General features: G+C 64.7%; 18 protein-coding genes. 8 read left to right on the top strand and 10 right to left on the bottom strand.

All coding sequences use genetic code 11. The features are described from left to right. Positions 1–91 precede the first annotated feature (91 nt). From tsf to MRBLMU1_RS02950, 3 genes are all read right to left on the bottom strand, one after another. Positions 92–1003, bottom strand: coding sequence for a translation elongation factor Ts (tsf, locus tag MRBLMU1_RS02960; protein WP_363496792.1), 912 nt, complete (start codon positions 1001–1003; stop codon positions 92–94). Positions 1004–1129: 126 nt separating this feature from the next. Continuing rightward, positions 1130–1882, bottom strand: a complete 753-nt coding sequence (gene rpsB, locus MRBLMU1_RS02955; RefSeq protein ID WP_090313880.1) for a 30S ribosomal protein S2 — start codon at positions 1880–1882, stop codon at positions 1130–1132. A gap of 241 nt (positions 1883–2123) precedes the next feature. Then, positions 2124–2897 carry a 3-keto-disaccharide hydrolase gene (locus tag MRBLMU1_RS02950; RefSeq protein ID WP_363496788.1) on the bottom strand — a complete coding sequence of 258 codons (774 nt, stop codon included), beginning with the start codon at positions 2895–2897 and terminating at the stop codon, positions 2124–2126. Between the two features lie 305 nt (positions 2898–3202). On the opposite strand from MRBLMU1_RS02950, the gene MRBLMU1_RS02945 reads away from it, so the two are divergent. The 7 genes from MRBLMU1_RS02945 to MRBLMU1_RS02915 all read left to right on the top strand — a co-directional run bounded on the left by MRBLMU1_RS02945 (position 3203) and on the right by MRBLMU1_RS02915 (position 13823). Beyond that, entirely contained in the window at positions 3203–4015 is an 813-nt protein-coding gene (locus MRBLMU1_RS02945; protein ID WP_363496785.1) for an MHFG family PEP-CTERM protein, read from the top strand. Between the two features lie 158 nt (positions 4016–4173). Continuing rightward, positions 4174–5007, top strand: a complete 834-nt coding sequence (gene map, locus MRBLMU1_RS02940; RefSeq protein WP_363496782.1) for a type I methionyl aminopeptidase — start codon at positions 4174–4176, stop codon at positions 5005–5007. Between the two features lie 21 nt (positions 5008–5028). Next, positions 5029–7596, top strand: a complete 2568-nt coding sequence (locus tag MRBLMU1_RS02935; RefSeq protein WP_363496779.1) for a [protein-PII] uridylyltransferase — start codon at positions 5029–5031, stop codon at positions 7594–7596. A 36-nt stretch (positions 7597–7632) separates the two neighbouring features. Beyond that, complete coding sequence (locus tag MRBLMU1_RS02930; protein WP_090313888.1) at positions 7633–8382, top strand: pseudouridine synthase; 750 nt, start codon at positions 7633–7635, stop codon at positions 8380–8382. Positions 8383–8650: 268 nt separating this feature from the next. Next, the gene (locus MRBLMU1_RS02925; protein ID WP_363496775.1) at positions 8651–9322 is read left to right on the top strand and encodes a flagellar brake protein; all 672 of its coding nucleotides are present in this window, start codon (positions 8651–8653) and stop codon (positions 9320–9322) included. 159 nt (positions 9323–9481) lie between these two features. After that, complete coding sequence (locus MRBLMU1_RS02920; RefSeq protein WP_363496772.1) at positions 9482–12901, top strand: hybrid sensor histidine kinase/response regulator; 3420 nt, start codon at positions 9482–9484, stop codon at positions 12899–12901. Further along, the gene (locus tag MRBLMU1_RS02915; RefSeq protein WP_363496769.1) at positions 12885–13823 is read left to right on the top strand and encodes a response regulator transcription factor; all 939 of its coding nucleotides are present in this window, start codon (positions 12885–12887) and stop codon (positions 13821–13823) included. Before MRBLMU1_RS02920 ends, MRBLMU1_RS02915 begins: the two co-directional genes overlap by 17 nt. Positions 13824–13896: 73 nt before the next feature. Here MRBLMU1_RS02915 and MRBLMU1_RS02910 read toward each other — a convergent pair whose 3' ends face one another. The 6 genes from MRBLMU1_RS02910 to MRBLMU1_RS02885 form a co-directional block, all read right to left on the bottom strand. Beyond that, positions 13897–14541, bottom strand: coding sequence for a GNAT family N-acetyltransferase (locus tag MRBLMU1_RS02910; protein ID WP_363496766.1), 645 nt, complete (start codon positions 14539–14541; stop codon positions 13897–13899). Between the two features lie 34 nt (positions 14542–14575). Next, entirely contained in the window at positions 14576–15469 is an 894-nt protein-coding gene (locus MRBLMU1_RS02905; RefSeq protein WP_363496763.1) for a hypothetical protein, read from the bottom strand. A 128-nt stretch (positions 15470–15597) separates the two neighbouring features. After that, the gene (locus tag MRBLMU1_RS02900; RefSeq protein ID WP_363496760.1) at positions 15598–15927 is read right to left on the bottom strand and encodes a hypothetical protein; all 330 of its coding nucleotides are present in this window, start codon (positions 15925–15927) and stop codon (positions 15598–15600) included. Positions 15928–15929: 2 nt separating this feature from the next. Further along, entirely contained in the window at positions 15930–18464 is a 2535-nt protein-coding gene (gene ctaD / locus MRBLMU1_RS02895) for a cytochrome c oxidase subunit I (protein ID WP_363496758.1), read from the bottom strand. Continuing rightward, complete coding sequence (locus MRBLMU1_RS02890) at positions 18461–19408, bottom strand: cytochrome c oxidase subunit II (protein WP_363496755.1); 948 nt, start codon at positions 19406–19408, stop codon at positions 18461–18463. Before MRBLMU1_RS02890 ends, ctaD begins: the two co-directional genes overlap by 4 nt. An 8-nt stretch (positions 19409–19416) precedes the next feature. Further along, positions 19417–19785, bottom strand: a complete 369-nt coding sequence (locus tag MRBLMU1_RS02885; protein WP_363496752.1) for a c-type cytochrome — start codon at positions 19783–19785, stop codon at positions 19417–19419. A gap of 121 nt (positions 19786–19906) precedes the next feature. Here MRBLMU1_RS02885 and MRBLMU1_RS02880 point away from each other — a divergent pair, with 121 nt between their 5' ends. Further along, entirely contained in the window at positions 19907–20791 is an 885-nt protein-coding gene (locus MRBLMU1_RS02880; protein WP_363496749.1) for a c-type cytochrome, read from the top strand. Between the two features lie 78 nt (positions 20792–20869). On the opposite strand, the gene urtE is transcribed toward MRBLMU1_RS02880, so the two are convergent. Then, a complete protein-coding gene (gene urtE, locus MRBLMU1_RS02875) occupies positions 20870–21568 on the bottom strand; it encodes an urea ABC transporter ATP-binding subunit UrtE (RefSeq protein WP_363496746.1) in 699 nt (232 codons plus the stop codon). Position 21569 lies beyond the last annotated feature (1 nt).

Below are 21569 nucleotides of genomic sequence, written 5' to 3'. Positions count from 1 at the left end.
ATAGGCGCGACGGCCGCCGGGGACAGCTGGTGTTACAGGCAATATTATGTTGCCGGGCTAAAAAAACGGGCCTCTCGGCCCGTTTTCACTATTAACCCTGGGAAGCGGCCATTTGGGCGGCCACTTCGGCGGCGAAGTCGTCGACTTTCTTCTCGATGCCCTCGCCCACCACGTACATGGTGAACGCCTTGATGGTGGTGGCTTTTTCCTTCAGCATCTGCTCGATCGACTGCTTGTCGTTCTTGACGAACGCCTGGTTCAGCAGCGACACTTCCTTCAGATACTTCTGGACCGAGCCTTCCAGGCGCTTGGCCAGGATTTCCGGCGATTGCGCAGGCTTGCCGGCGGCCACGGCGGCGGCCGCGTCTTCCTCGGCCTTCAGCTTGGCGACCGAGCGCTCTTTTTCGATCAGCTCGGCAGGAACCTGCTCGGCCGACAGCGACACCGGCTTCATCGCGGCGATGTGCATCGCGACGTCTTTACCGACCTGCTCGTCGGCGCCGTCGAACTCGACGACCACGCCGATGCGGGTGCCGTGCAGGTACGAGGCCAGCTTGGCGGTCGTTTCGAAACGCTGGAAGCGGCGGATCGACATGTTTTCGCCGATTTTACCGATCAAGGCGGCACGCACCTCGTCCAGGGTCTGGCCGTTGCCAGCTGGCAGCGCCAGCAGCGCGGCGACGTCGGCCGGGTTGTTTTCTGCGACCAGCTTGGCGGCGGTGTTGGCCAGGTTCAGGAAGTCGTCGTTCTTGGCGACGAAGTCGGTTTCCGAGTTCACTTCGATCAGCGCGCCCACGCCGTTGGCGATGTAGGTGGCGACCACGCCTTCGGCGGTGATGCGGGCCGATGCCTTCGAGGCCTTGCCGCCCAGCTTGACGCGCAGGATCTCTTCCGCACGACCCATGTCGCCTTCGGCTTCGGTCAGTGCTTTTTTGCATTCCATCATAGGCGCGTCAGTCTTGGCGCGCAGTTCGCCTACCATTGCTGCAGTAATCGCTGCCATAGTGTTTCTCCTGTATTCGGTATTCGGTGGAAGGGGAGCGGCCGGTGAGCCCTGCTCTACCCATTTACGTTAAAAAAAAGGGGGAGCTGTTGGCCACCCCTTTTTCCTACATCTCGCTCAGAACAATTAAGCCTGTTCGTTCACTTCGACGAATTCGTCGCCTGCTGCGGCTTTGACCATTTCAACCACTTCGTTACCGGCGGCTGCACGGCCTTCCAGGATCGCGTCCGCAACGCCACGGGCGTACAGCGTGATGGCTTTCGACGAGTCGTCGTTGCCTGGAATGACGTACTGAACGCCTTCTGGGGAGTGGTTGGTGTCGACCACGCCGATGACCGGGATGCCCAGTTTAGCGGCTTCGGTGATGGCGCCTTTATGGTAGCCAACGTCAACGACGAAGATGGCGTCAGGAACGCCGCCCATGTCCTTGATACCGCCGATCGATTTTTGCAGCTTGATCATTTCGCGTTGGAACATCAGCGCTTCTTTTTTCGACAGCTTCTCAACCGAACCGTCTTCGATCTGGGCTTCCATGTCTTTCAGGCGCTTGATCGAGGTCTTGATGGTTTTGAAGTTGGTCAGCATGCCGCCGAGCCAACGCTGATCGACGAAAGGAACGCCTGCGCGTGCCGCTTCGGCAGCGATGATTTCGCGGGCTTGACGCTTGGTGCCGACCATCAGGATGGTGCCGCGGTTCGAAGCAACCTGCTTCACGTGTTTCATCGCTTCTTGATACATACCCATCGTCTTTTCCAAGTTGATGATATGGATCTTGTTGCGGTGACCGAAGATGAACGGTGCCATCTTTGGGTTCCAGAAACGGGTTTGGTGACCAAAGTGGACACCGGCTTCCAGCATTTCGCGCATCGTTACGGACATATTTAACTCCAGGGTTGGGTCTGGAATCCGATCAGTCACCATAGAGGCACCCTTGTCGATCGGATTCGCGTTTATGAATAAACAATATTGACTACTTTATTGCCTGAACCGAAAGTCAAATCCAAGCAACCCGAGATTCTACCCTGAAAACAGCCACTTAGGCAAGTCCGGAGATGCCGCGCCAGCAGGTGTTCAAGCGGCCGGCAAGGACCGATGCAGCGCATGGAGGGAGGCCGGCGGTTCAATCGACTTCCCTGATCCAGATATTTCTGAATTCCACGCCCGGCCCCTTGTCCCCATGGTCCTGCAGCAGGATCGGTGAACGTCCATGCGCGAAATACCGGGGCGTTCCCGCATACAGCGTTTCGCCTTTAAGCTCGACGTTCCATTGCGCCAGCACCCCATTATGCAGTACCGTCACGCGCGCCGGCCTCTGCAACGCGCCATCGGCCAGGAAGCGCGGCGCGGTCCACAGGATGTCATAGCTTTGCCATTCACCATTCGAGCGGCAGGCATTCACCAGCGGAACAAACTGTTTATAGATGCTGGCGGCCTGCCCGTTGACATAGGTCTTGTTCGCGGCGCAATCCAGCACCTGCAGCTCGTACCCGCGCAATCCCGGACCAGTGGCGGCCAGGAACACACCGCTGTTGCCGCGATGCTGGCCGGCGCCGACCACATCGGCTGGCGTGCGCCATTCGATGTGCAGCTGGTAGTCGAGAAAATCGCGCCGTGTCTGGATGTGGCCGGAACCGCTGCGCACTTTCACGATCCCGTCGACCACCGGCCATTTGGCCGCGACAGGTGTGACGTCGGTGGAAATCCATTCCCTCAGGTCGGTGCCGTCAAACAGCACGATCGCGTCCGACGGCGGCTTGGCGCCGTCACCCGGCGTCACCTTGACCGGCTCGGGCGCCCACAACTCAGTCGCGGCCGGGGCCGGCGCTGCGGCCGAGGCGGCCGCGATAAGGAGATGGGCGAGCAAGGCGCCCACCGACACGGATGTGATGTGCATGGTTTTCCTCCCAAATAGCGCGAGTAAACGCTTTTCTCGGCGAATTTACTAGCAACATTTGAAATCGTTCTCATGCAAAATCATCCAACCGTCCTTGTTGCCCTGGACAAAGAATGTCAGATACCGACAGCAATACAACGCCCGAAACGTTAAATTGTAACATTCGGAAATTTATTGTTCTGGATCACGCGAAAAGTAAGCAATTTGTAATATCATTTGCAAAAGTTTAGTGCCGCAGTATTAAGACACTTGCCTTCCTGTAATATCTGTTAAAATTGCAATGTTGCGTTTCGGAGATTGTCTCAATGTCTACCCTGTTTGCCATAACCCTCGCGGCCGCGGCCACCGTACAACCCAGCTGCTCCTGGGACCGGCCGGGCGCCAATCCGTATACGGGCAATACCGACGCCGCGATCGACCGCTACACGGACATCCCGGAACGCACCCGCGTCAAGCTCAAACACCGCATCACCTACGGTAATCCGGACGAAACCGTGAGCATCACGCGCGACGCGATCACCGGCAAATACAACTACGACGCCGAGATCCGCGACATGCACTTCGGCGCCGCCTCCGTCTGCCACACCGTCACCCGCAGCAAGTGGGCCGCCAGCCGCAGCGAACCGGGCGCCGTCTACTGCGTCGACCAACATTGCATTTTGGTGCCTAAGATCTGCGGCAACGTCAGCCGCATCGTGCGTCCGCGCCCGGCCGTGGCGCAGGTGCCGCCACCGGCGCCCGCGGCGCCGCCGAACTGGAACGACCATGTCGGCGACAGCGACCTTGGCCTGGTTGACGCCCCTATCGTCGAAGACGTGCCCAACCTGCGCACCGCCGGCTTCCTGCCTGCGCCGATGGCGATGGCGCCGGTCGAGGAACGCACGGTCGAGCAGCCCTTCGCGGGCCCGCCGGTGCCGGGCAACCAGCCTATCTTCCCGGGCGGCAGCGTGCGTCCGATCACGACGCCGCCACTGCCGCCGGGCGTGCCGCCCGTCACCCCGGTGCCGGAGCCGGAAACCTACGCCATGCTGCTGAGCGGGCTGGGCCTGCTAGGCTTCGCGGCGCGCCGCAAGCGCCGCGCTGCGGCCGCCGCCGCCGACAAGGCCGCCCAGGCCTGAGCCACCTGCGCCGGGACCGATTCCACCACAGACCGGTCGTTGCCGCACGCGACGCCCCCGGCGTCGTTTATAATTTCAGCATATCTGCACGCCGCGAGGGACCAAGGTCCGCTCGCCGCCTGCGTTTTTACCGTTTACTTTGCTGATTGCGATCCTCTATGTCTATCTCCATCAAATCCGCCGAAGATATCGCCGGCATGCGCGTGGCCGGCCGCCTGGGCTCCGAAGTGCTGGACTACATCACCCCCTTCGTCAAGGCCGGCGTCACCACCGGCGAGCTGGATCGCCTCTGCCACGAATACATGGTCAACGTCCAGGGCACCATCCCGGCGCCGCTGAACTACTGCCCGCCCGGCTACACGCCCTACCCCAAGGCGATCTGCACCTCGGTCAACGATGTCATCTGCCACGGCATCCCGGGCGACAAGGTGCTCAAGAACGGCGACTCGGTCAACCTCGACATCACCGTCATCAAGGATGGTTACCACGGCGACAACAGCCGCATGTTCCTGATCGGCGAGCCGTCGATCATGACCAAGCGCCTGTCCGACATCACCTACGAGTGCATGTGGCTGGGCATCGCCAAGGTCAAGCCGGGCGCGCACCTGGGCGACATCGGCCACGCCATCCAGCAGCACGCCGAAAAGGCCGGCTACAGCGTGGTGCGCGAGTTCTGCGGCCACGGCATCGGCAAGATCTTCCACGAGGAGCCGCAAGTGCTGCACTACGGCCGTCCGGGCACGCTCGACGAGCTCAAACCGGGCATGATCTTCACCATCGAGCCTATGATCAACGCCGGCAAGCGCGAAATCCGCGAAATGGGCGACGGCTGGACCATCAAAACCAAGGACCGCAGCCTGTCGGCGCAATGGGAACACACGATCCTGGTCACCGAGACCGGCTATGAAGTGTTGACGCTGTCGGCCGGCAGCCCGCCGCCGCCGGCGTTTATCACTGGCGCCGCTTCGGCCGCACCTGCCGAAGCGGCGTAAGCGCGCATGTCGGCGGCCGTCATGAAGAACGAGCTGCGCGAGCAGCTCAAGCGCCAGCTCAAGGCCGAACGCCAGAGCGTCATCGCCAGCTTCCAGGCCGACGGCATGCCGGAAAAGCTGCTGCGCAGCCTGCGCCAGAGCGTCGACGCGGTATTGACGACGGCCTGGCACGAGGCGCGCCTGCCGGCCAACACGGCGCTGATCGGCGTCGGCGGCTACGGCCGGGGCGAGCTGTTCCCCTACTCCGACGTCGACCTGCTGATCCTGCTCGAGGAGGCGCCCGACGCCCCCACCACCGCCAAGCTGGAAGAACTGGTGCAGCTGTTGTGGGACCTGGGCCTGGAGATCGGCCACAGCATCCGAACCGTCGACGAATGCCTGACCGAGTCGGCCGCCGACATCACCGTGCAAACCAGCCTGCTCGAGGCGCGCGTGATTTGCGGCGACGAGCAATTGTTCGAACAGCTGCAACGCCGCTACGACGCCGCGATGGACCCACGCGCCTTCTACCACGCCAAGCTGCTGGAGATGCGCCAGCGCCACGCCAAGTACGAGGACACCGCCTTCAGCCTCGAGCCGAACTGCAAAGAAAGCCCGGGCGGCCTGCGCGACCTGCAGGTGATCCTGTGGCTGGTCAAGGCCGCCGGCCTGGCCAACTCGTGGCGCACCTTGGCCACCAGCGGCCTGATCACGCAGACCGAGGCCAAGCAGCTGATGGAGAAGGAGCGCGCCTTCAAGGACATCCGTGTGCGCCTGCACCTGCACGCCGGCCGGCGCGAGGACCGGCTGGTGTTCGACATCCAGACCGCCATCGCCGAGTCGCTGGGCTTGCAGGCCACCGGCAGCGGCCCCGGCATGCGCCGCGCCAGCGAATACCTGATGCAGCGCTACTACTGGGCCGCCAAGACCGTCACCCAGCTCAACACCATCCTGCTGCAAAACATCGAGGAACGGCTGTTCCCGCAGGAAGAGCTGGCCGTGCCGATCAACGAGCGCTTCAACGATTTGAACGGCCTGATCGACATGCGCGAGGACGACACCTTCGCCCGGCAGCCGTCGGCCATCCTCGAAATCTTCGTGCTGATGACCGAGCGGCCCTCGCTCAAGGGCATGACCTCGCGCACCATGCGCGCGCTGTGGCACGATCGCTTCCTGATCGACACCGCGTTCCGCGCCGATCCGACCAACCGCGCGCTGTTCCTGCGCATCCTGCAGGCGCCGCAGGGCATCATCCACGCGCTGCGCCGCATGAACGATTTGTCGATCCTGGGCCGCTATCTGCCGAACTTCCGCAAGATCGTCGGCCAGATGCAGCACGACCTGTTCCACGTCTACACGGTCGACCAGCACATCCTGATGGTGGTGCGCAACATGCGCCGCTTCACGATGGCCGAACACGCGCACGAGTACCCATTCTGCAGCCAGCTGATGGCCAACTTCGCGCAGCCGTGGCTGCTGTACCTGGGCGCGCTGTTCCACGACATCGCCAAGGGACGCGGCGGCGACCACTCCAAGCTGGGCACGGTCGACGCCGAGCAGTTCTGCGTCGAGCACGGCATGAGCGCCGAGGACACCGACCTGGTGGTGTTCCTGGTCGAGCAGCACCTGGCCATGTCGCAGGTGGCGCAGAAGCAGGACCTGTCGGACCCGGACGTCATCGCCGCCTTCGCCAAGACGGTCGGCGACGAGCGCCACCTGACGGCGCTGTACCTGCTGACGGTGGCCGACATCCGCGGCACCAGCCCGAAGGTGTGGAACGCCTGGAAGGCCAAGCTGCTCGAGGACCTGTACCGCATCACCTTGCGCGTGCTGGGCGGCGAGCCGCACAGCGCCGACCACGAACTGAAGAACCGCCAGCAGGAGGCGCTGGCCACGCTGCGCCTGTACGGCCTGGGGCCGGACGCGCACGAGGCCTTCTGGCGCCAGCTCGACGTCGCCTACTTCCTGCGCCACGACGCCTCCGACATCGCTTGGCAGACGCGCGCGCTGTACGACCGCTTCACCAGCGACAAGCCGATCGTCAAGTGCCGCCTGGCGCCGATTGGCGAGGGCTTGCAGGTGGCCGTCTACATCCGCGACCAGCCCGACCTGTTCGCGCGCATCTGCAGCTATTTCGACCGCAAGAACTTCAGCATCCTCGACGCCAAGATCCACACCACGCGCCACGGCTACGCGCTCGACACCTTCCTGGTGACCGAGCAGAACTTCGCCAAGAGCTACCGCGACATCATCAACCTGATCGAGCACGAGCTGTGCGGCGTGCTGACCCATCCGGAGCCGCTGTCGGCGCCCGGCAAGGGCCGGCTGTCGCGCCTGTCGCGCACCTTCCCGATGCAGCCGACGGTGGACCTGCGCCCGGACGAACGGGGCCAGTACTACCTGCTGTCGATCGCGGCCAACGACCGCACCGGCCTGCTGTATTCGATCGCCAACGTGCTGGCCAAGTACCGCCTCAACCTGCACACGGCCAAGGTCATGACCCTGGGCGAGCGGGTCGAGGACGTGTTCCTGATCGACGGGCCGGCGCTGGGCAACGCGCGCAGCCAGCTGCAGCTGGAAACCGACCTGCTCGAGGCGATCAAGGTATAGATCGGCCTTAACCTCCCCTTACTATAGAAAAGCATCATGTCAGAAGAATTATTACGGCTGTCCAAACGCATGTCCGAACTGGGCCTGTGCTCGCGCCGCGAGGCCGACGAGTGGATAGCGCGCGGCTGGGTCCGGGTCGACGGCCAGGTCGTCTCCGAGCTCGGCAGCAAGGTGTACCCGAGCCAGAAGGTCACCGTCGAGCGCCAGGCCGCCGCCGAGCAGTCGAAGCGGGTGACGGTGCTGATCAACAAGCCGATGGGCTACGTCAGCGGCCAGGCCGAGGACGGCTACCAGCCGGCCGTGGTGCTGGTCAAGCCGGAGAACCGCTGGCCGGACGATCCGTCGCCGGAACTGTTCCACCCCACCCAGCTGCGCTCGCTGGTGCCGGCCGGCCGGCTCGACATCGATTCGGTCGGCCTGCTGGTGCTGACCCAGGACGGCCGCGTGGCCAAGCACCTGATCGGCGAGACCACCAGCGTCGACAAGGAATACCTGGTGCGCGTCGAGTACACCAAGCCGGGCAAGCTGCCCGACAGCGACCTGAAAAAACTCAACCACGGCCTGTGGATGGACGGCAAGCCGCTGCTGCCGGCCAAGGTGCGCTGGCAAAACGACGACCAGCTCAGCTTCACCCTGCGCGAGGGCAAGAAGCGCCAGATCCGCCGCATGTGCGACATGGTCGGCCTGAAAGTTATCGGTTTGAAAAGGGTACGCATCGGCAAGGTCAAACTGGGCGACCTGCCGGTCGGCCAATGGCGCTACCTGCGTCCCGAAGAGCAGTTTTAAGCGGCGGCCGGGGTCGCCGACGGCGCGTCCCCGGCCCGCGCGTGGATCAAACCGCACATTCCGCGAAATATTCTCGCCGGTTATTGCTATTTAGCAAGCCAAGCGCGCGAATAACTTGTAAACTGTTCGAACCGACCTCGCATTGCTGAAGTCACAATCAAAGAGATATGCCGTCGTGAACGATCCAATACCCAATGAAATTCGCCGCGGCCCGCCCAGCCTAAAAGACGCTGTGGAGCCCATACCGGCGGGTTCGAAGCCGCATGACATGACCGATGAACATGACATCGGCGACTCGCTGACCCTGCTCGCCGACAACGGCGACCCGGTCTCGATCTACCCGGCCAGCACCACCAACGTGGTGATGGCGCGCATCCGCTCGGTGGACCCGGAAAACCCGCACTTCGTGCTCGAACTGAACGAGGGCGAGTTCCTGCCGCCCGGCGAGGCGACCTTTGTCGCCTGGCTGCGCTCGGCGAAGATCCAGTTCAAGCTGACGTCCGAGGACTGGGCCTGCCAGCCCGGCGTGCCGACCCTGATCCCGCTGGGCTTCCCGCTCAAGTGCCTGGTGCTGAACCGGCGCGCCTCGACCCGGCTGGAGACGCCGCTGGGCATCTACTACATGGCCTCGTTCGTGTTGAACGGCAAGCCGTACGAGTTGCAGCTGTACGACTTCTCGTCGGGCGGCGTCGGCATGCGCGCGCCGCCGCGCGACTGCGTCGGCCTGCACGTGGGGCGCAAACTGCAGCGCGTGCGGCTCGAGCTCGGCCCCGATTCGGTCATGATCGCCGACCTCGAGGTGCGCCTGTCGCGCACCTTCCGCTCCTTCCTGCTGGGCGAACAGGTGCAGATCGGCTGCCAGTTCACCAATCTATCCCCAGCCATGCAGGATGAGCTGGCCCGCCTGCTCGACAAGCTCAACAACGCTCGGCACCGCTAGCGCCAGGCACCACAATGGTGCGACCGGCGGCGGACGCACCGCGATGGCGCACCGCCCCCGCCGCCGCGCGTTTCCAGGTTTGTGTTTCCAAGTTTGTTTATCGGCATATTTCTTGCTTGAAAATCAGCAGAACATAACGATAAGCCAGACAGGGAGCACATGAGCACCACCGCGGCAGAGACCGAACCGCCCCAGCGCATCGTCAAGATCCGGCGCGACTACAACACCTGGGTGGCCAACGAGACGATCGAGGATTACGCGCTGCGCTACACGCCGCGCTCGTTCCGCAAATGGTCGGTGTTCCGCGTCTCCAACACGGCCTTCGGCGCCATCTCCTTCCTGGTGCTCGAGGCGATCGGCGGCACCATCACCGTCAACTACGGGTTCATCAACGCGCTGTGGGCCATCATGGCCGTCGGCCTGATCATCTTCCTCACCGGCCTGCCGATCAGCTACTACGCCGCCAAATACGGCGTCGACATGGACCTGCTCACGCGCGGCGCCGGCTTCGGCTACATCGGCTCGACCATCTCCTCCTTCGTCTACGCCTCGTTCACGTTCATCCTGTTCGCGCTGGAGGCGGCCATCATGGCCTACGCGCTCGAACTGTATTTCGGCCTGCCGCTCTACCTCGGCTACATGGTCAGCGCGCTGGCGGTCATCCCGCTGGTGACGCACGGCGTGACCCTGATCAGCCGCATCCAGATGCTCACGCAACCCGTATGGCTGGTGCTGATGGCCCTGCCCTTCGTCGCCATCCTGCACAAGCAGCCGGAATTGCTGCCGCAGCTGATGGACTACGCCGGCCGCTCCGGCCAGAACGGGCAGTTCAATGTGCTGATGTTCGGCGCCGCCACCGCCGTCGGCGTGGCGCTGATCACGCAGATCGGCGAGCAGGTCGACTTCCTGCGTTTCATGCCGCCCAAGACCGCCGAAAACCGCGTGCGCTGGCACCTGGGCGTGCTGGTCGCGGGGCCGGGCTGGATCCTGCTGGGCATCGTCAAGATGCTGGGCGGCGCGCTGCTGGCCTTCCTGGCCATCAGCAGCGCCGTGCCCCTCGACCTGGCCGTCAACCCGACGCATATGTACCTGGCCGGCTATGGCCAGGTGTTCGCCGACCCGCGCTGGGCGCTGCTGGCGACCGCGCTGCTGGTGGTCATCTCGCAGGTCAAGATCAACATGACCAACGCCTACGCCGGCTCGCTGGCGTGGTCGAACTTCTTCGCGCGGCTGACGCACAGCCACCCGGGGCGCGTGGTGTGGGCGGTGTTCAACGCGCTGATCGCCGTGCTGCTGATGGAGCTCGACGTGTTCCAGGCGCTCGACCAGGTGCTCGGGCTGTACTCGTGCATCGCCATCTCGTGGATCACGGCGGTGGTGGCCGACCTGGTGATCAACAAGCCGCTGGGCCTGAGCCCCAAGGGCATCGAGTTCCGGCGCGCCTACCTGTACGACATCAACCCGGTCGGCGTCGGCGCCATGGTGCTGGCGTCGGCGCTGTCGGTGGCCGCCTTCATGGGCGTGTTCGGCCACCAGGCGCAGGCCTTCTCCGCCTTCATCGCGCTGCTCACGGCGCTGGTGGCGGCGCCGCTGATCGCGATCGCCACCAACGGCAAATACTATATCGCCCGCCAGCCCGGCGTGGTGCAAAAGACCTGCGTGATCTGCGAGAAGGAATACGAGGCCGAGGACATGGCGCACTGCCCGGCCTACCAGGGTTCGATCTGCTCGCTGTGCTGCTGCCTGGACGCGCGCTGCAACGACGTCTGCAAGCCGCACGCGAAAGTGTCGGCGCAGTGGCAGCAGGCGATGCAGGCGCTGCTGCCCAAATCGCTGTGGCGCTATCTAAGCAGCGGCCTGGGACACTACCTGCTGCTGATGATCGTCACGGTGCTGTTCCTCGGCGCCCTGCTCGGCTTGATCTACTACCACGAGCAATCGGTGCTGCCGGCCGGCGACGCCGCGCTGCTGCCGCAACTGCGGCTGATGTTCTTCAAGATCTTCGCCGCGCTGCTGATTACCAGCGGCATCGTCGCCTGGTGGCTGGTGCTGACCAGCGAAAGCCGCCGCGTGGCACAGGAGGAATCGAACCGCCAAACCGGCCTGCTGACGCGCGAGATCGAGCTGCACAGCCAGACAGACGCCCAGCTGCAGCAAGCCAAGAAGACCGCCGACCTGGCCAACCAGGCCAAGAGCCGCTACATCGCCGGCATCAGCCACGAGATCCGGACGCCCTTGAATTCGATACTCGGCTACGCGCAGCTGCTCGACAACGATCCGTCGATCCCCGAGCACCGCCAGCAGGCCATCCGCGTGATCCGCAGCAGCGGCGAGCACTTGCTGTCGCTGATCGAAGGCACGCTCGATATCGCCCGCATCGAGGGCGGCAAGCTGACCTTCGACACCAAGGAGGTCAACTTCCCGGACTTCATCGGGCAGCTGGTGCGCATGTTCGAACTGCAGGCGGCCAACAAGGGCCTGACGTTCCGCTACGAGCTGACCGGCGCGCTGCCGCGCATCGTGCGCGCCGACCGCAAACGCCTGGGCCAGATCCTCATCAACATCCTCGGCAACGCCGTCAAGTTCACCAGCGAGGGCGGCGTCGTGCTGCGGCTGAAGTACGCGCGCGAGATCGCCTCGTTCGAGATCGAGGACTCCGGCCCCGGCATCCTGAAGGAGGAACTGGACCACATCTTCGAGCCGTTCACGCGCGGCAGCGCCAGCGCGCACGCCAACGCCAGCGGCACGGGCCTCGGCCTGCCGATCAGCAAAATGCTGACGCAGCTGATGGGCGGCGAAATGAAGATCCGCAGCGCGCCGTCGCAGGGCAGCTTGTTCCACATCCGGCTGTTCCTGCCCAGCGTGCACGTCACCGGCAAGGAGCTGAGGGAACTGGAGGCGCCGGCGCAGCAACGCAGCGGCTATCGCGGCCCGCGCCGGCGCATTCTCGTGGTCGACAACGAACGGGTCGACCGCGAACTGCTGCTCAACATCCTGTCGCCGCTGGGGTTCGAGATCGCGCAGGCCGCGTCGGGCCTCGAATGCCTCGACCTGCATGCCTCGTTCCGGCCGGACCTGATTTTGATGGACCTGGCCATGCCGGGCATGGATGGCTGGGAAGCCAGCTACATCCTGCGCCGCCGGCAGTTGTCGCAGGTGCCGATCGCCATCGTCTCGGCCAACGCCTTCGACAAGGGCATGGAAAACCCGGCCGGCATCACGGCGGCGGACTTCATCATCAAACCGGTCAACGTGGGCGAACTGCTGGACTGGATCGGCCGCCGGCTCGCGCTGGAATGGATCACGCAGGCGCGCGCGGAGACGATCAGCAGCGAGATGCCCGCCGCCGCCGGCAGCGAGGCCATGACGCTGCCGCCGGCCGCGCAAATGACGGCGCTGGAGGAACTGATACGCATCGGCTACGTGCGCGGCATCCAGGCCAAACTCGACGAGATCGACGCCATCGATGCGCGGCACTCCCGCTTCACCCACACCATGCGTGATTTTGCCAAGCGCTTCCAGCTGGATGCGATGGCCGACTTTGTGCGAAAGAATAAGACCGATGAACTTCAACATTGAACCCGCACGCGGCAATCTGGTGCTGGTGGTCGACGACGTACCGGAAAACCTCGCCGTGCTACACGACGCGCTGGACGAATCGGGCTTCACCGTGCTGGTGGCGAACAACGGCGAAGCGGCGCTGCAGCGTGCCGCCGAAGCGCAGCCGGACATCATCCTGCTGGACGCCATCATGCCTGGCATGGACGGTTTTGAAGCGTGCCGCCGGCTGAAAGCCAATCTGGCCACGCGTCACATTCCGGTGGTGTTCATGACCGGACTGACGGAGGCCGAGCATGTGGTGGCGGCCTTCGAGGCCGGCGGCAACGACTACGTGACCAAGCCGCTGCGCACCGGCGAGGTGCTGGCCAGGATCGCCGCCCACATGCAGACGGCGCGCCTGATGGACCAGGCCCGTAGCGCGCTCGACGCCTTCGGCAACGCGGTCATCGCGATGTCGCCGCGCGACGGCAAAATCGTCTGGCAAACGCCGCTGGCGCGCACCTTGATGCAGGGGTATCTGGTCGACTCGGAGCTGACCACGTGGCTGACGGCGACGCAGAACGCGCACAGCCAGGGCCAGTCGCATCCGCCGTTGACGCTGGCGCGCGGCAGCCGCCGGCTGATTTTCTCGGCGGCGGAATATAGCGAGGACGAACAATGGATGATCGTGCTGCGCGAGGAATCAGACGTGGCGCAAATCGAAAAGCTGATGGCTGCGTTCAAACTGACGCAGCGCGAATCGGAGGTGCTCAATTGGCTCATCAAGGGCAAGACCAACCGCGATATCGGCGAGATCCTTGGCACCAGTCCGCGCACCATCAACAAGCACCTGGAGCACGTGTTCGTGAAGCTTGGCGTCGAGACGCGCACCTCGGCGGCCGCCGTCGCCCTGAGCAAACTGCGCGCCGGCGGCCGCAAAGAGGAGCTGGAGCGCTCGTGAGGGCGCCATAATCCGCCATACAATCTAGAATGCGCTATGGACGTAACTATTTATCCAATGCAGGACACCGGCACTAAATCACCACCGTGGAATAAGGAGAAATAGCAGTCCAGCCCAGCGTCGAATACAGCGCGCGACCGGCGTCGGTTGCCACAAGCACGCGCCGCGCGGCGCCCGAGCGTTGCGCGGAACCCAGCGCCGCCATCATCGCCCTCCCCAGCCCCCGCCGCTGATGCGCCTCCTCGACGATGATGCGGTCAAAGATGAACATCCCGCCATATTCGGCCGCGTAGCCGCTGGCGGCCAAGTCGCCATCAGCGGTAACAATGCGCGCCAAGGTAACAAAGCCTTCGGTGGCCAGTTCCAGCCGATATCCGAGGGACAAGGCTGGCCGCGCATCCGCTCTGCCGTCGTGGATCATCACATAGGCGCCTGGCTGCAATTGCCACATGGGCGCCACGAGTTCCAACAGGCGTTCCGCAGACCCGAGCATTTTAATGAAGATGCGCGGAGTCGTGATCGACATGGCCAGCTCGCGTATTTCCGGCGATGGCCCCGCGAACACATAGCGTCTCACTTCGATGGCCGATCCCGTGTCGACGCGCAGTCCGCCCCTTTCGGGAACGGGCAATGGCAGGCCGCGCGCGATCGAACGCGCTGCCAGCCAACCCGCCAGCAATTCGGCACCGACATCACTTGAAGTATTTTTCTTGCTCATCGTCCGGGGCCTTATCCGAGCAGTTGCGCGGCTGTCACCGGCCCGCGTCCGCGCGATTCTTCGCCTGCAGCTCCGCAGCCTTCTCCGCCATGTCCTTGCCGGCGGCGATCGCCGTGGTCACCTGCTCCGTCGACAGCTCCCCCCTCAAAGCCCGCTCCACCTCCGCCTTGTACGGATTGGGGAACTTCGGGTCGCTCCGACTCAACATGCGATCGAAGATTTCGCTCACCGCATAAGTGTAGCGCAGCGCAAGCGCCGGATCGGCGTCCAGCGTCTCCCCATGGCCGCTGTATTCCTGCATCAGTGTCAGCATGCTTAACATGTCGCCCGCCTCGGCGTGCGCCGTCAGCAGCTGCTCGGCCTCGACACGCCACGCCTTCACCAACGGATCGCCAGGCCGCGTCTTCAGCGCGCCGCGGTCGCCGAAAGGACCGGCACGCAGGAACGCGTCGTCCGCGCCGCCCACCCCCGCCCTGGCAGCGATCGCAATATGGTCAAGACGCGACATCTTGATGCGCTCCGTCATCCCGGCGCAAAGCGCTGTCTGCGCCCGGTACTCCTCGTCGGTCAAACCACGCAAATGCGTTTGGCTTTGCGCGTCCTCCTTCAGCAGCGTGCCCTTTTCCGCGATATCGACGCAGGCCTGCACCAGCCAGTAAGCACGCAGCGCATCGGCCGGCGACCCGGTGGATATCAGAAGATCGATTTGAGCCGCCAGCGGCACACCCGCTCCTGCGGCGGGAAGATCCGCTTCCGCCGGATCGCTGGATGGCGCATGACGAATCGCGCGGGGATTGGCCAACCAGGCGTCCGCCGGCCGATGAGCCGCCGCCGCTCCCGTGTACCGAGGAAAGCTGGAATAAAAATACAGTGCGAACAGCGCGAACATCAACAACAGGAACGCGTACAGCGAATGCTTTGCTTGCATGTGACGACGCGGCGCTGGCGCCGCTCGGAAAAGAAAACAAGGCAATGTAGCACAATATTTAACAGAAAAGATACGCGCTTTGTCACAAAGCTTTGCCCCGCCGGCGGCCTGAGTAAACACCTACCGGCTCACGGCCCGGTGCACATCTCCAGCATCAGCATCGGCACGCAGGTCCACAGAATGGCCGCCAGCGCCAGCGCCGCCGACGCGAAATGGATCCAGACGATCAGACGCACAGGCTGCGGTGCGCGACATACCCGCCGCAACGCGCGCGCCAGCAGCAGCGCCGACGCGCCCAACGCCAGCACCGACGCCACGCCCAGCACCATGGCGGGATCGCCACCGCGCTGGCAGGCAGCCGCCGTCCACGCATAGCAAAAAAAGAAGTGTGCCGCCCAAACTAGCAGCGGGGCCACCGCTAGTGTCATTTTGCTGAAAAGCCGGTCCTGGGTGCGCATGATCACTCCATCAACTTGGGCAACCACTGCACCGCCGCCGCGATAACGAACCCTTGCAGGGTGGCGTAGTGCCACACCAGCGCGCAGTTGTCCAGCGTCGCGCGGCCGGACGGCGTCAACCTGCCGGTCCATGAGCGGGCCAACAGATAGCACGCGAGGATGAACAACAACACCGCGTGCAAGCCCTGATAGGCCAGCATCGCCGCCACGGTCGCGCCCCAGGCATGGGATGTGGGATCAAGCCCCGCCAACATCTGGCCGCGCAGATCGAGTCCGAAGGAGGCCAACATGCACGTCAACGCCAGCGCGATCGCCAGCCGCTGCCAACCCTGCCCCCGGCCCTGCCTGGCCGGCGACGCCGCGCTGCGCCGGGTCCATTCGATCAGCAGCGACCCTGCCAGCAGCAGGCCGCACGACAACAGCGGCCAAAACGGTTCGGGCAGGCGGCTGCCCGGCGGCGGACAGACCTCCAGCCGCATCGATATGTGGATATGGGCGAACAGGAAGGAGGCGAAGATGGTGCCGTCCACCACCAGCATGATGACGGTCCCCCACCACGAATGCGAGGCCGTGCCGGTGACGCCGACCGGCAGCGCGACGTGGTCCGACACCTTGGCGGTGCGCTGCGCCGGCGGCCTGTCGGACTGCCACATCCACGCCAGCACCGAGGCCACCGCCACGATCCCGCAGGCCCAAGCGACCAAGGTCATTTTGATCGTCAACAGCAGGAAGAAGCCGGCCGTGCCGACGGCGGCGGCGAACGGCCACCAGCTGTCGCCCGGCAGCACCAGCAAATACAGCGGGCGCGCGTCCACCGGGCTGGTGACGATGGACTCGCGCCGCCCGGTCGCGGTGCCCGGCAGCCAGTGCGCGCCCTCTTCCACCTCTTGCGCCAGTTGCGGACGATCCCACAGCGGCTCGCGCGACTCCACCTGCGGAATGCTGCGCGTGGCGTAATCGTCGGCCGGCAGCCATTCGAGCGTGGACGCGCGCCACGGATTGCCATGCTCGCGCTCCGGCCGGCGCAGCGTGCGCACCGCGTCGACGATAAACACCAGCACGCCCAGCGCCAGCGCGAAGGCGCCCACGCTCGACAACAGATTCAGAAGATCCCACCCCATCTCCGGCGAGTAGGTGTACACCCGGCGCGGCATGCCCAGCAAACCGGTGATATGCATCGGGAAGAACGCCAGGTTCATCCCGCCGAACATCAGCCCGAACACCCAGCGCGCGACCGGCTCCGACATGCGGTTGCCGTTCACCAGCGGCATCCAGTAATACAGCGCCGCGAACATCGGAAACACCAGGCCGCCGATCAGCACATAGTGCAGGTGCGCGACGATGAAATAAGTGTCGTGCACCTGCCAGTCGAACGGCAGCACCGCCACCATCACGCCGGTCAGGCCGCCCAGCACGAAGATGAACATGAAGCCGAGCAGGAACAGGGTCGGCGCGTTGATGCGCACCCGGCCGCGCCACAGCGTGGCGATCCACGCGAACACCTGCACGCCGGTCGGTATCGCCACCGCCATGCTGGCCGCCGACACCAGACTTGTTTCCAGCAGTCCCAGACCGGCGGTGAACATATGATGCGCCCATAGCGCGAAACTGAAGAAGCCAACCGCCACCAGCGCGGCGACGATCGAGCGGTGCCCCACCAGCGGCGTGCCGGCCAGCGCCGGGATCATCGTCGAGACCATGCCCGCCGCCGGCAGGAAGATGATATACACCTCGGGGTGGCCGAAGAACCAGAACAGGTGCTGCCACAGCAGCGGGTCGCCGCCGCGCGCCGGAATGAAGAACGGCCAGTCGTAGGCGCGCTCCAGCTCAAGCAACGTGGTGCCGGCGATCACCGCCGGGAACGCGAACACGATCATCACGGCCACCACCAGCATGGCCCACGCGTACACCGGCATGCGGCCCAAGGTCATGCCCGGCGCGCGCGTAAACAGTATGCCGACTATCAGCTCGATGGCGCCGGCGATCGCCGAAATCTCGATGAAGCCTATGCCCAGCAGCCAGAAATCGGCGTTCAGGCCGGGCGAATACTCCTTGCCCGTCAACGGCGGATACATGAACCAGCCGCCGTCCGGCGCCAGTCCCCAGAACAGGCTGAGGAAAAAGCCGATGCCGCCCACCGCGTAGGCCCAGAACGCGTAGGCCGACAGGCGCGGGAACGGCAGGTCGCGCGCGCCCAGCATGCCGGGCAACAGGAACACGGCGATCGCCTCGACCACCGGTATCGCGAACAGGAACATCATCACCGTGCCGTGCATGGTGAACACCTGGTTGTAGGTGCCGGCGCTGAGCAGCGCGTTCTCGGGCACCGCCAGCTGCGCCCTGATCATCAGTCCCAGGATGCCGGCGAGGATGAAGAACAGCAGCGCGGTGCCGATGTACAGCAGCCCGATATTGGTGTTGTTGACCGTGGTGAGGAAAGCCAGCCCGCGCGGCGTGCGCCAAACCCGTTCAAGTTGCTCGAGCTCCCCCGCCGGCCGTGGCAGGGAGCTGGGGAGATCGTCGCGTACCACCGTCATTTGAGCTGCTCCAGATATGCGGCCAGCGCGCGCAGGGTGGCGCCGTCCATGTCGGCGCTGGCGGGCATGCGCACACCCGGCTTGGCGACGTGCGGGTCGGCGATCCACGCCGCCAGAGCGCCCTGCCCGTTGCGCAAGGTGCCTGCGCCCAGATACAGGCGGCTGCCGACGTGCGTCAGGTCCGGGCCCAAAGCGGCGCCACCGTTGTCCGTCGTTGTCCCCGCACGTATCGTATGGCAAGCGGCGCAACGCTGTTCGTCGAAGGCGCGCCGCCCTTGTTCGACCTCGCCCCCGTGCACCACGATTCCGGCCGGCCGCGCCTGCGCCGCCAGCCAGGCGGTAAATTCGGACGGCGACTGCGCGACGACGTGCAAGGCCATGCGCGCGTGCTGCTCGCCGCAGTATTCGGCGCACTGCGCGCGATACACGCCGGCGCGATCCGCCTGCAGCGTCATGCCGTGCACGCGGCCCGGCACCATGTCCACCTTGCCCGCCAGCGCCGGCACCCAGAAGCTGTGTATCACGTCGGCGCTGCTCAACCCCAGATATACCGGCTGTCCGAGCGGCACGCGGATCTCGTTGGCCAGCACAATGTCCTGGCTGCCGGCAGGATCGGTGTAGCGCACCTCCCACCACCACATGTGCGCTATCACCGAAATCTTGATCGCGTGCTGGGATGTCGGCCGGCTCAATTGGGCGCTGCGCCAGGTGCCGAACACCAGCAACGCCGACAGCAGCACCAGTGGCAGCAGCACACCGCCGCCAACGATCCAGGCCATCGGCCGCACCGTACGGCCACCGCGAAGGCTCAACGCGCACAAGACCATCACACCGATAAACAGCAGCGTGCCGCCGATGAACAGCACCCACGTCAGCTGCGCGATGACGGCGGCATCCGGCCCGGCGGGGTGCAGGGCCGATTGCAGCCACGCGGTGGCGCTCATGTCCGCGCTCATGGCAACGCGTACAAGTAAGCCGCCATGTCGCGGGCGTCGGCGGCCGACACGCCCATGGCCGGCATCGCGGTGCCGGGCTTCATGGACGCCGGATCGACGATCCAGCGCGCCAGCGCGTCGGGATGATTGGGAATCTGGCCGGCGATATAACTGCGCCGGCCATAACTTTCCAGCGCCGGGCCGAGCGTGCCGCGCGCGGCCGCCACGCCGGGTATCTGGTGGCAGGACCCGCATTGGTACTGCGCCAGCAGCAGTTTGCCGCGCCCCGCGTCGGTGCCCGGCACGGGCGAACGCGCCTGCTCGCCGGTGTCGCAAGCGGCCAACGTGGCCAACAAGGCCAGTAGGGAGAGGTGAAGGACGCGCACGATTGGAACCTGCTCAAGCCTGTCGAATGGCTATAATACAAGAAACATATCATTTCGCTATTTTCAACAGAACACCAGCCAGTACGGGCGCTGTCGGCCCGTTCGGCGAAGGGATCGAACGATGACGATGCACCGCCGACGACTCGTTTTGATCTCCGTCGCCGCCACGTTGGCTACGCTGGGGGCGCTGGGCGCCGCCGTCGGGGCGGTGGTTTTTTTCGGCGGCTATTACGACATCTCCTCGACCAAGCTGCACTTCCAGCCGGTGCACACCGTGCTCGAACAGGGCATGCGCGAATCGGTACAACACCACGCGCGGGACGTTCAAACGCCGGCGTACGTGGTACAGGCCAAGACGCGGGCGGCATCGACCGGCGTGGTGTCGTCGCCGGCCTTGCTGCGCGGGGCCGGACTATATCGTGACAACTGCGTCGTCTGCCATGGCGCGCCAGGTGTCGCCCAGGACGACATCGGCAAAAGCATGCAGCCGGTGCCGGGGCCTCTGGCCGACGCCTCGCGCCGCTGGCGTCCGAATGAGCTGTATTGGATTACCCGCCACGGCATCAAGATGAGCGGCATGCCGGCGTGGGAATTCCATCTGGCCGACGAGGATTTGTGGGCGGTGGTCGGATTTCTGGTCGCGCTGCCGGAGCTATCGCCGCAGGCCTATGCGGAGGTGACCAAACAGGCCGGCGCGCAGCCGCGCGCGCCACGGCCGGAGCGCGGCCACGCCGACGCCGCGCGCGGACGGCTCGCGCTGAGCCAATATGGCTGCAACGCGTGCCATGTGATTCCGGGCGTGACCGGTCCGGACACCTTCGTCGGCCCGCCGCTCAAGGATCTGGCGGCACGCAAGTACATCGCCGGGCACCTTCCCAACAGCGCCGCCAACCTGGCGCGGTGGATACGCGATCCGCGACAAATCAATCCGCAAACGGCGATGCCGGCGATGGACGTGACCGAATCGGACGCACGCGATATGGCGGCGTATTTGCTGTCGAGGTGATACCCATTTCGAACCCGCACGGCGCTGATCCCTGGGGTCGGACCCGTTGGGTCCGACCCCGCCGTACCGGGTTAAAAATTACACCGCCAGATGGCGCTTGACGTCCGGATCGTTCATCGTCGCCTGCGCGCCGGAGGCCACGACCTCGCCGCGCGACAGCACCATGAACTGGTCCGCCAACTCGTACGCGAAATCGAAATACTGCTCGCACAGCAGAATCGCCATGTCGCCGCGCTGGCGCAGCAGCCGGATCACGTTGCCGATGTCCTTGATGATCGACGGCTGAATACCCTCGGTCGGCTCGTCGAGAATGATCAACTTCGGCTCCGCCAGCAAAGCCCGCGCGATCGCCAATTGCTGCTGCTGGCCGCCGGACAGATCGCCGCCGCGCCGGTGCAGCATATCCTTCAGCACCGGGAACAGCTCATACACCTCGCCCTTGATCACACTCGCCTTCTTGCCACTGTGCGTGGCGAGCCCCATCAACAGGTTCTCCTCCACCGTCAAGCGCGCGAAGATCTCCCGGCCCTGCGGCACGTAGGCGATGCCGGCGCGCGCCCGCTGGTGCGGCGCCATGCGCGTGATGTCGCGCCCCTCCAGCTTCACGCTGCCCGCCGACACCGGCAACACGCCCATCAGGCACTTCAACAGCGTGGTCTTGCCCACGCCATTGCGGCCCAACAGCGCCATGCACTTGCCGCGCTCCAGCTCCAGCGACACGCCCCGCAAGGTATGCGAGGAACCGTAGTACTGATTGATTTTTTCAACTTGCAGCATA

The sequence above is a fragment of the Burkholderia sp. LMU1-1-1.1 genome, assembly GCF_040675865.1.
Taxonomy (GTDB): Bacteria; Pseudomonadota; Gammaproteobacteria; order Burkholderiales; family Burkholderiaceae_D; genus Rugamonas.
The sequence above is the reverse complement of the archived record's forward strand: the minus strand, read 5'-3'. Positions and strand labels throughout refer to the sequence as shown.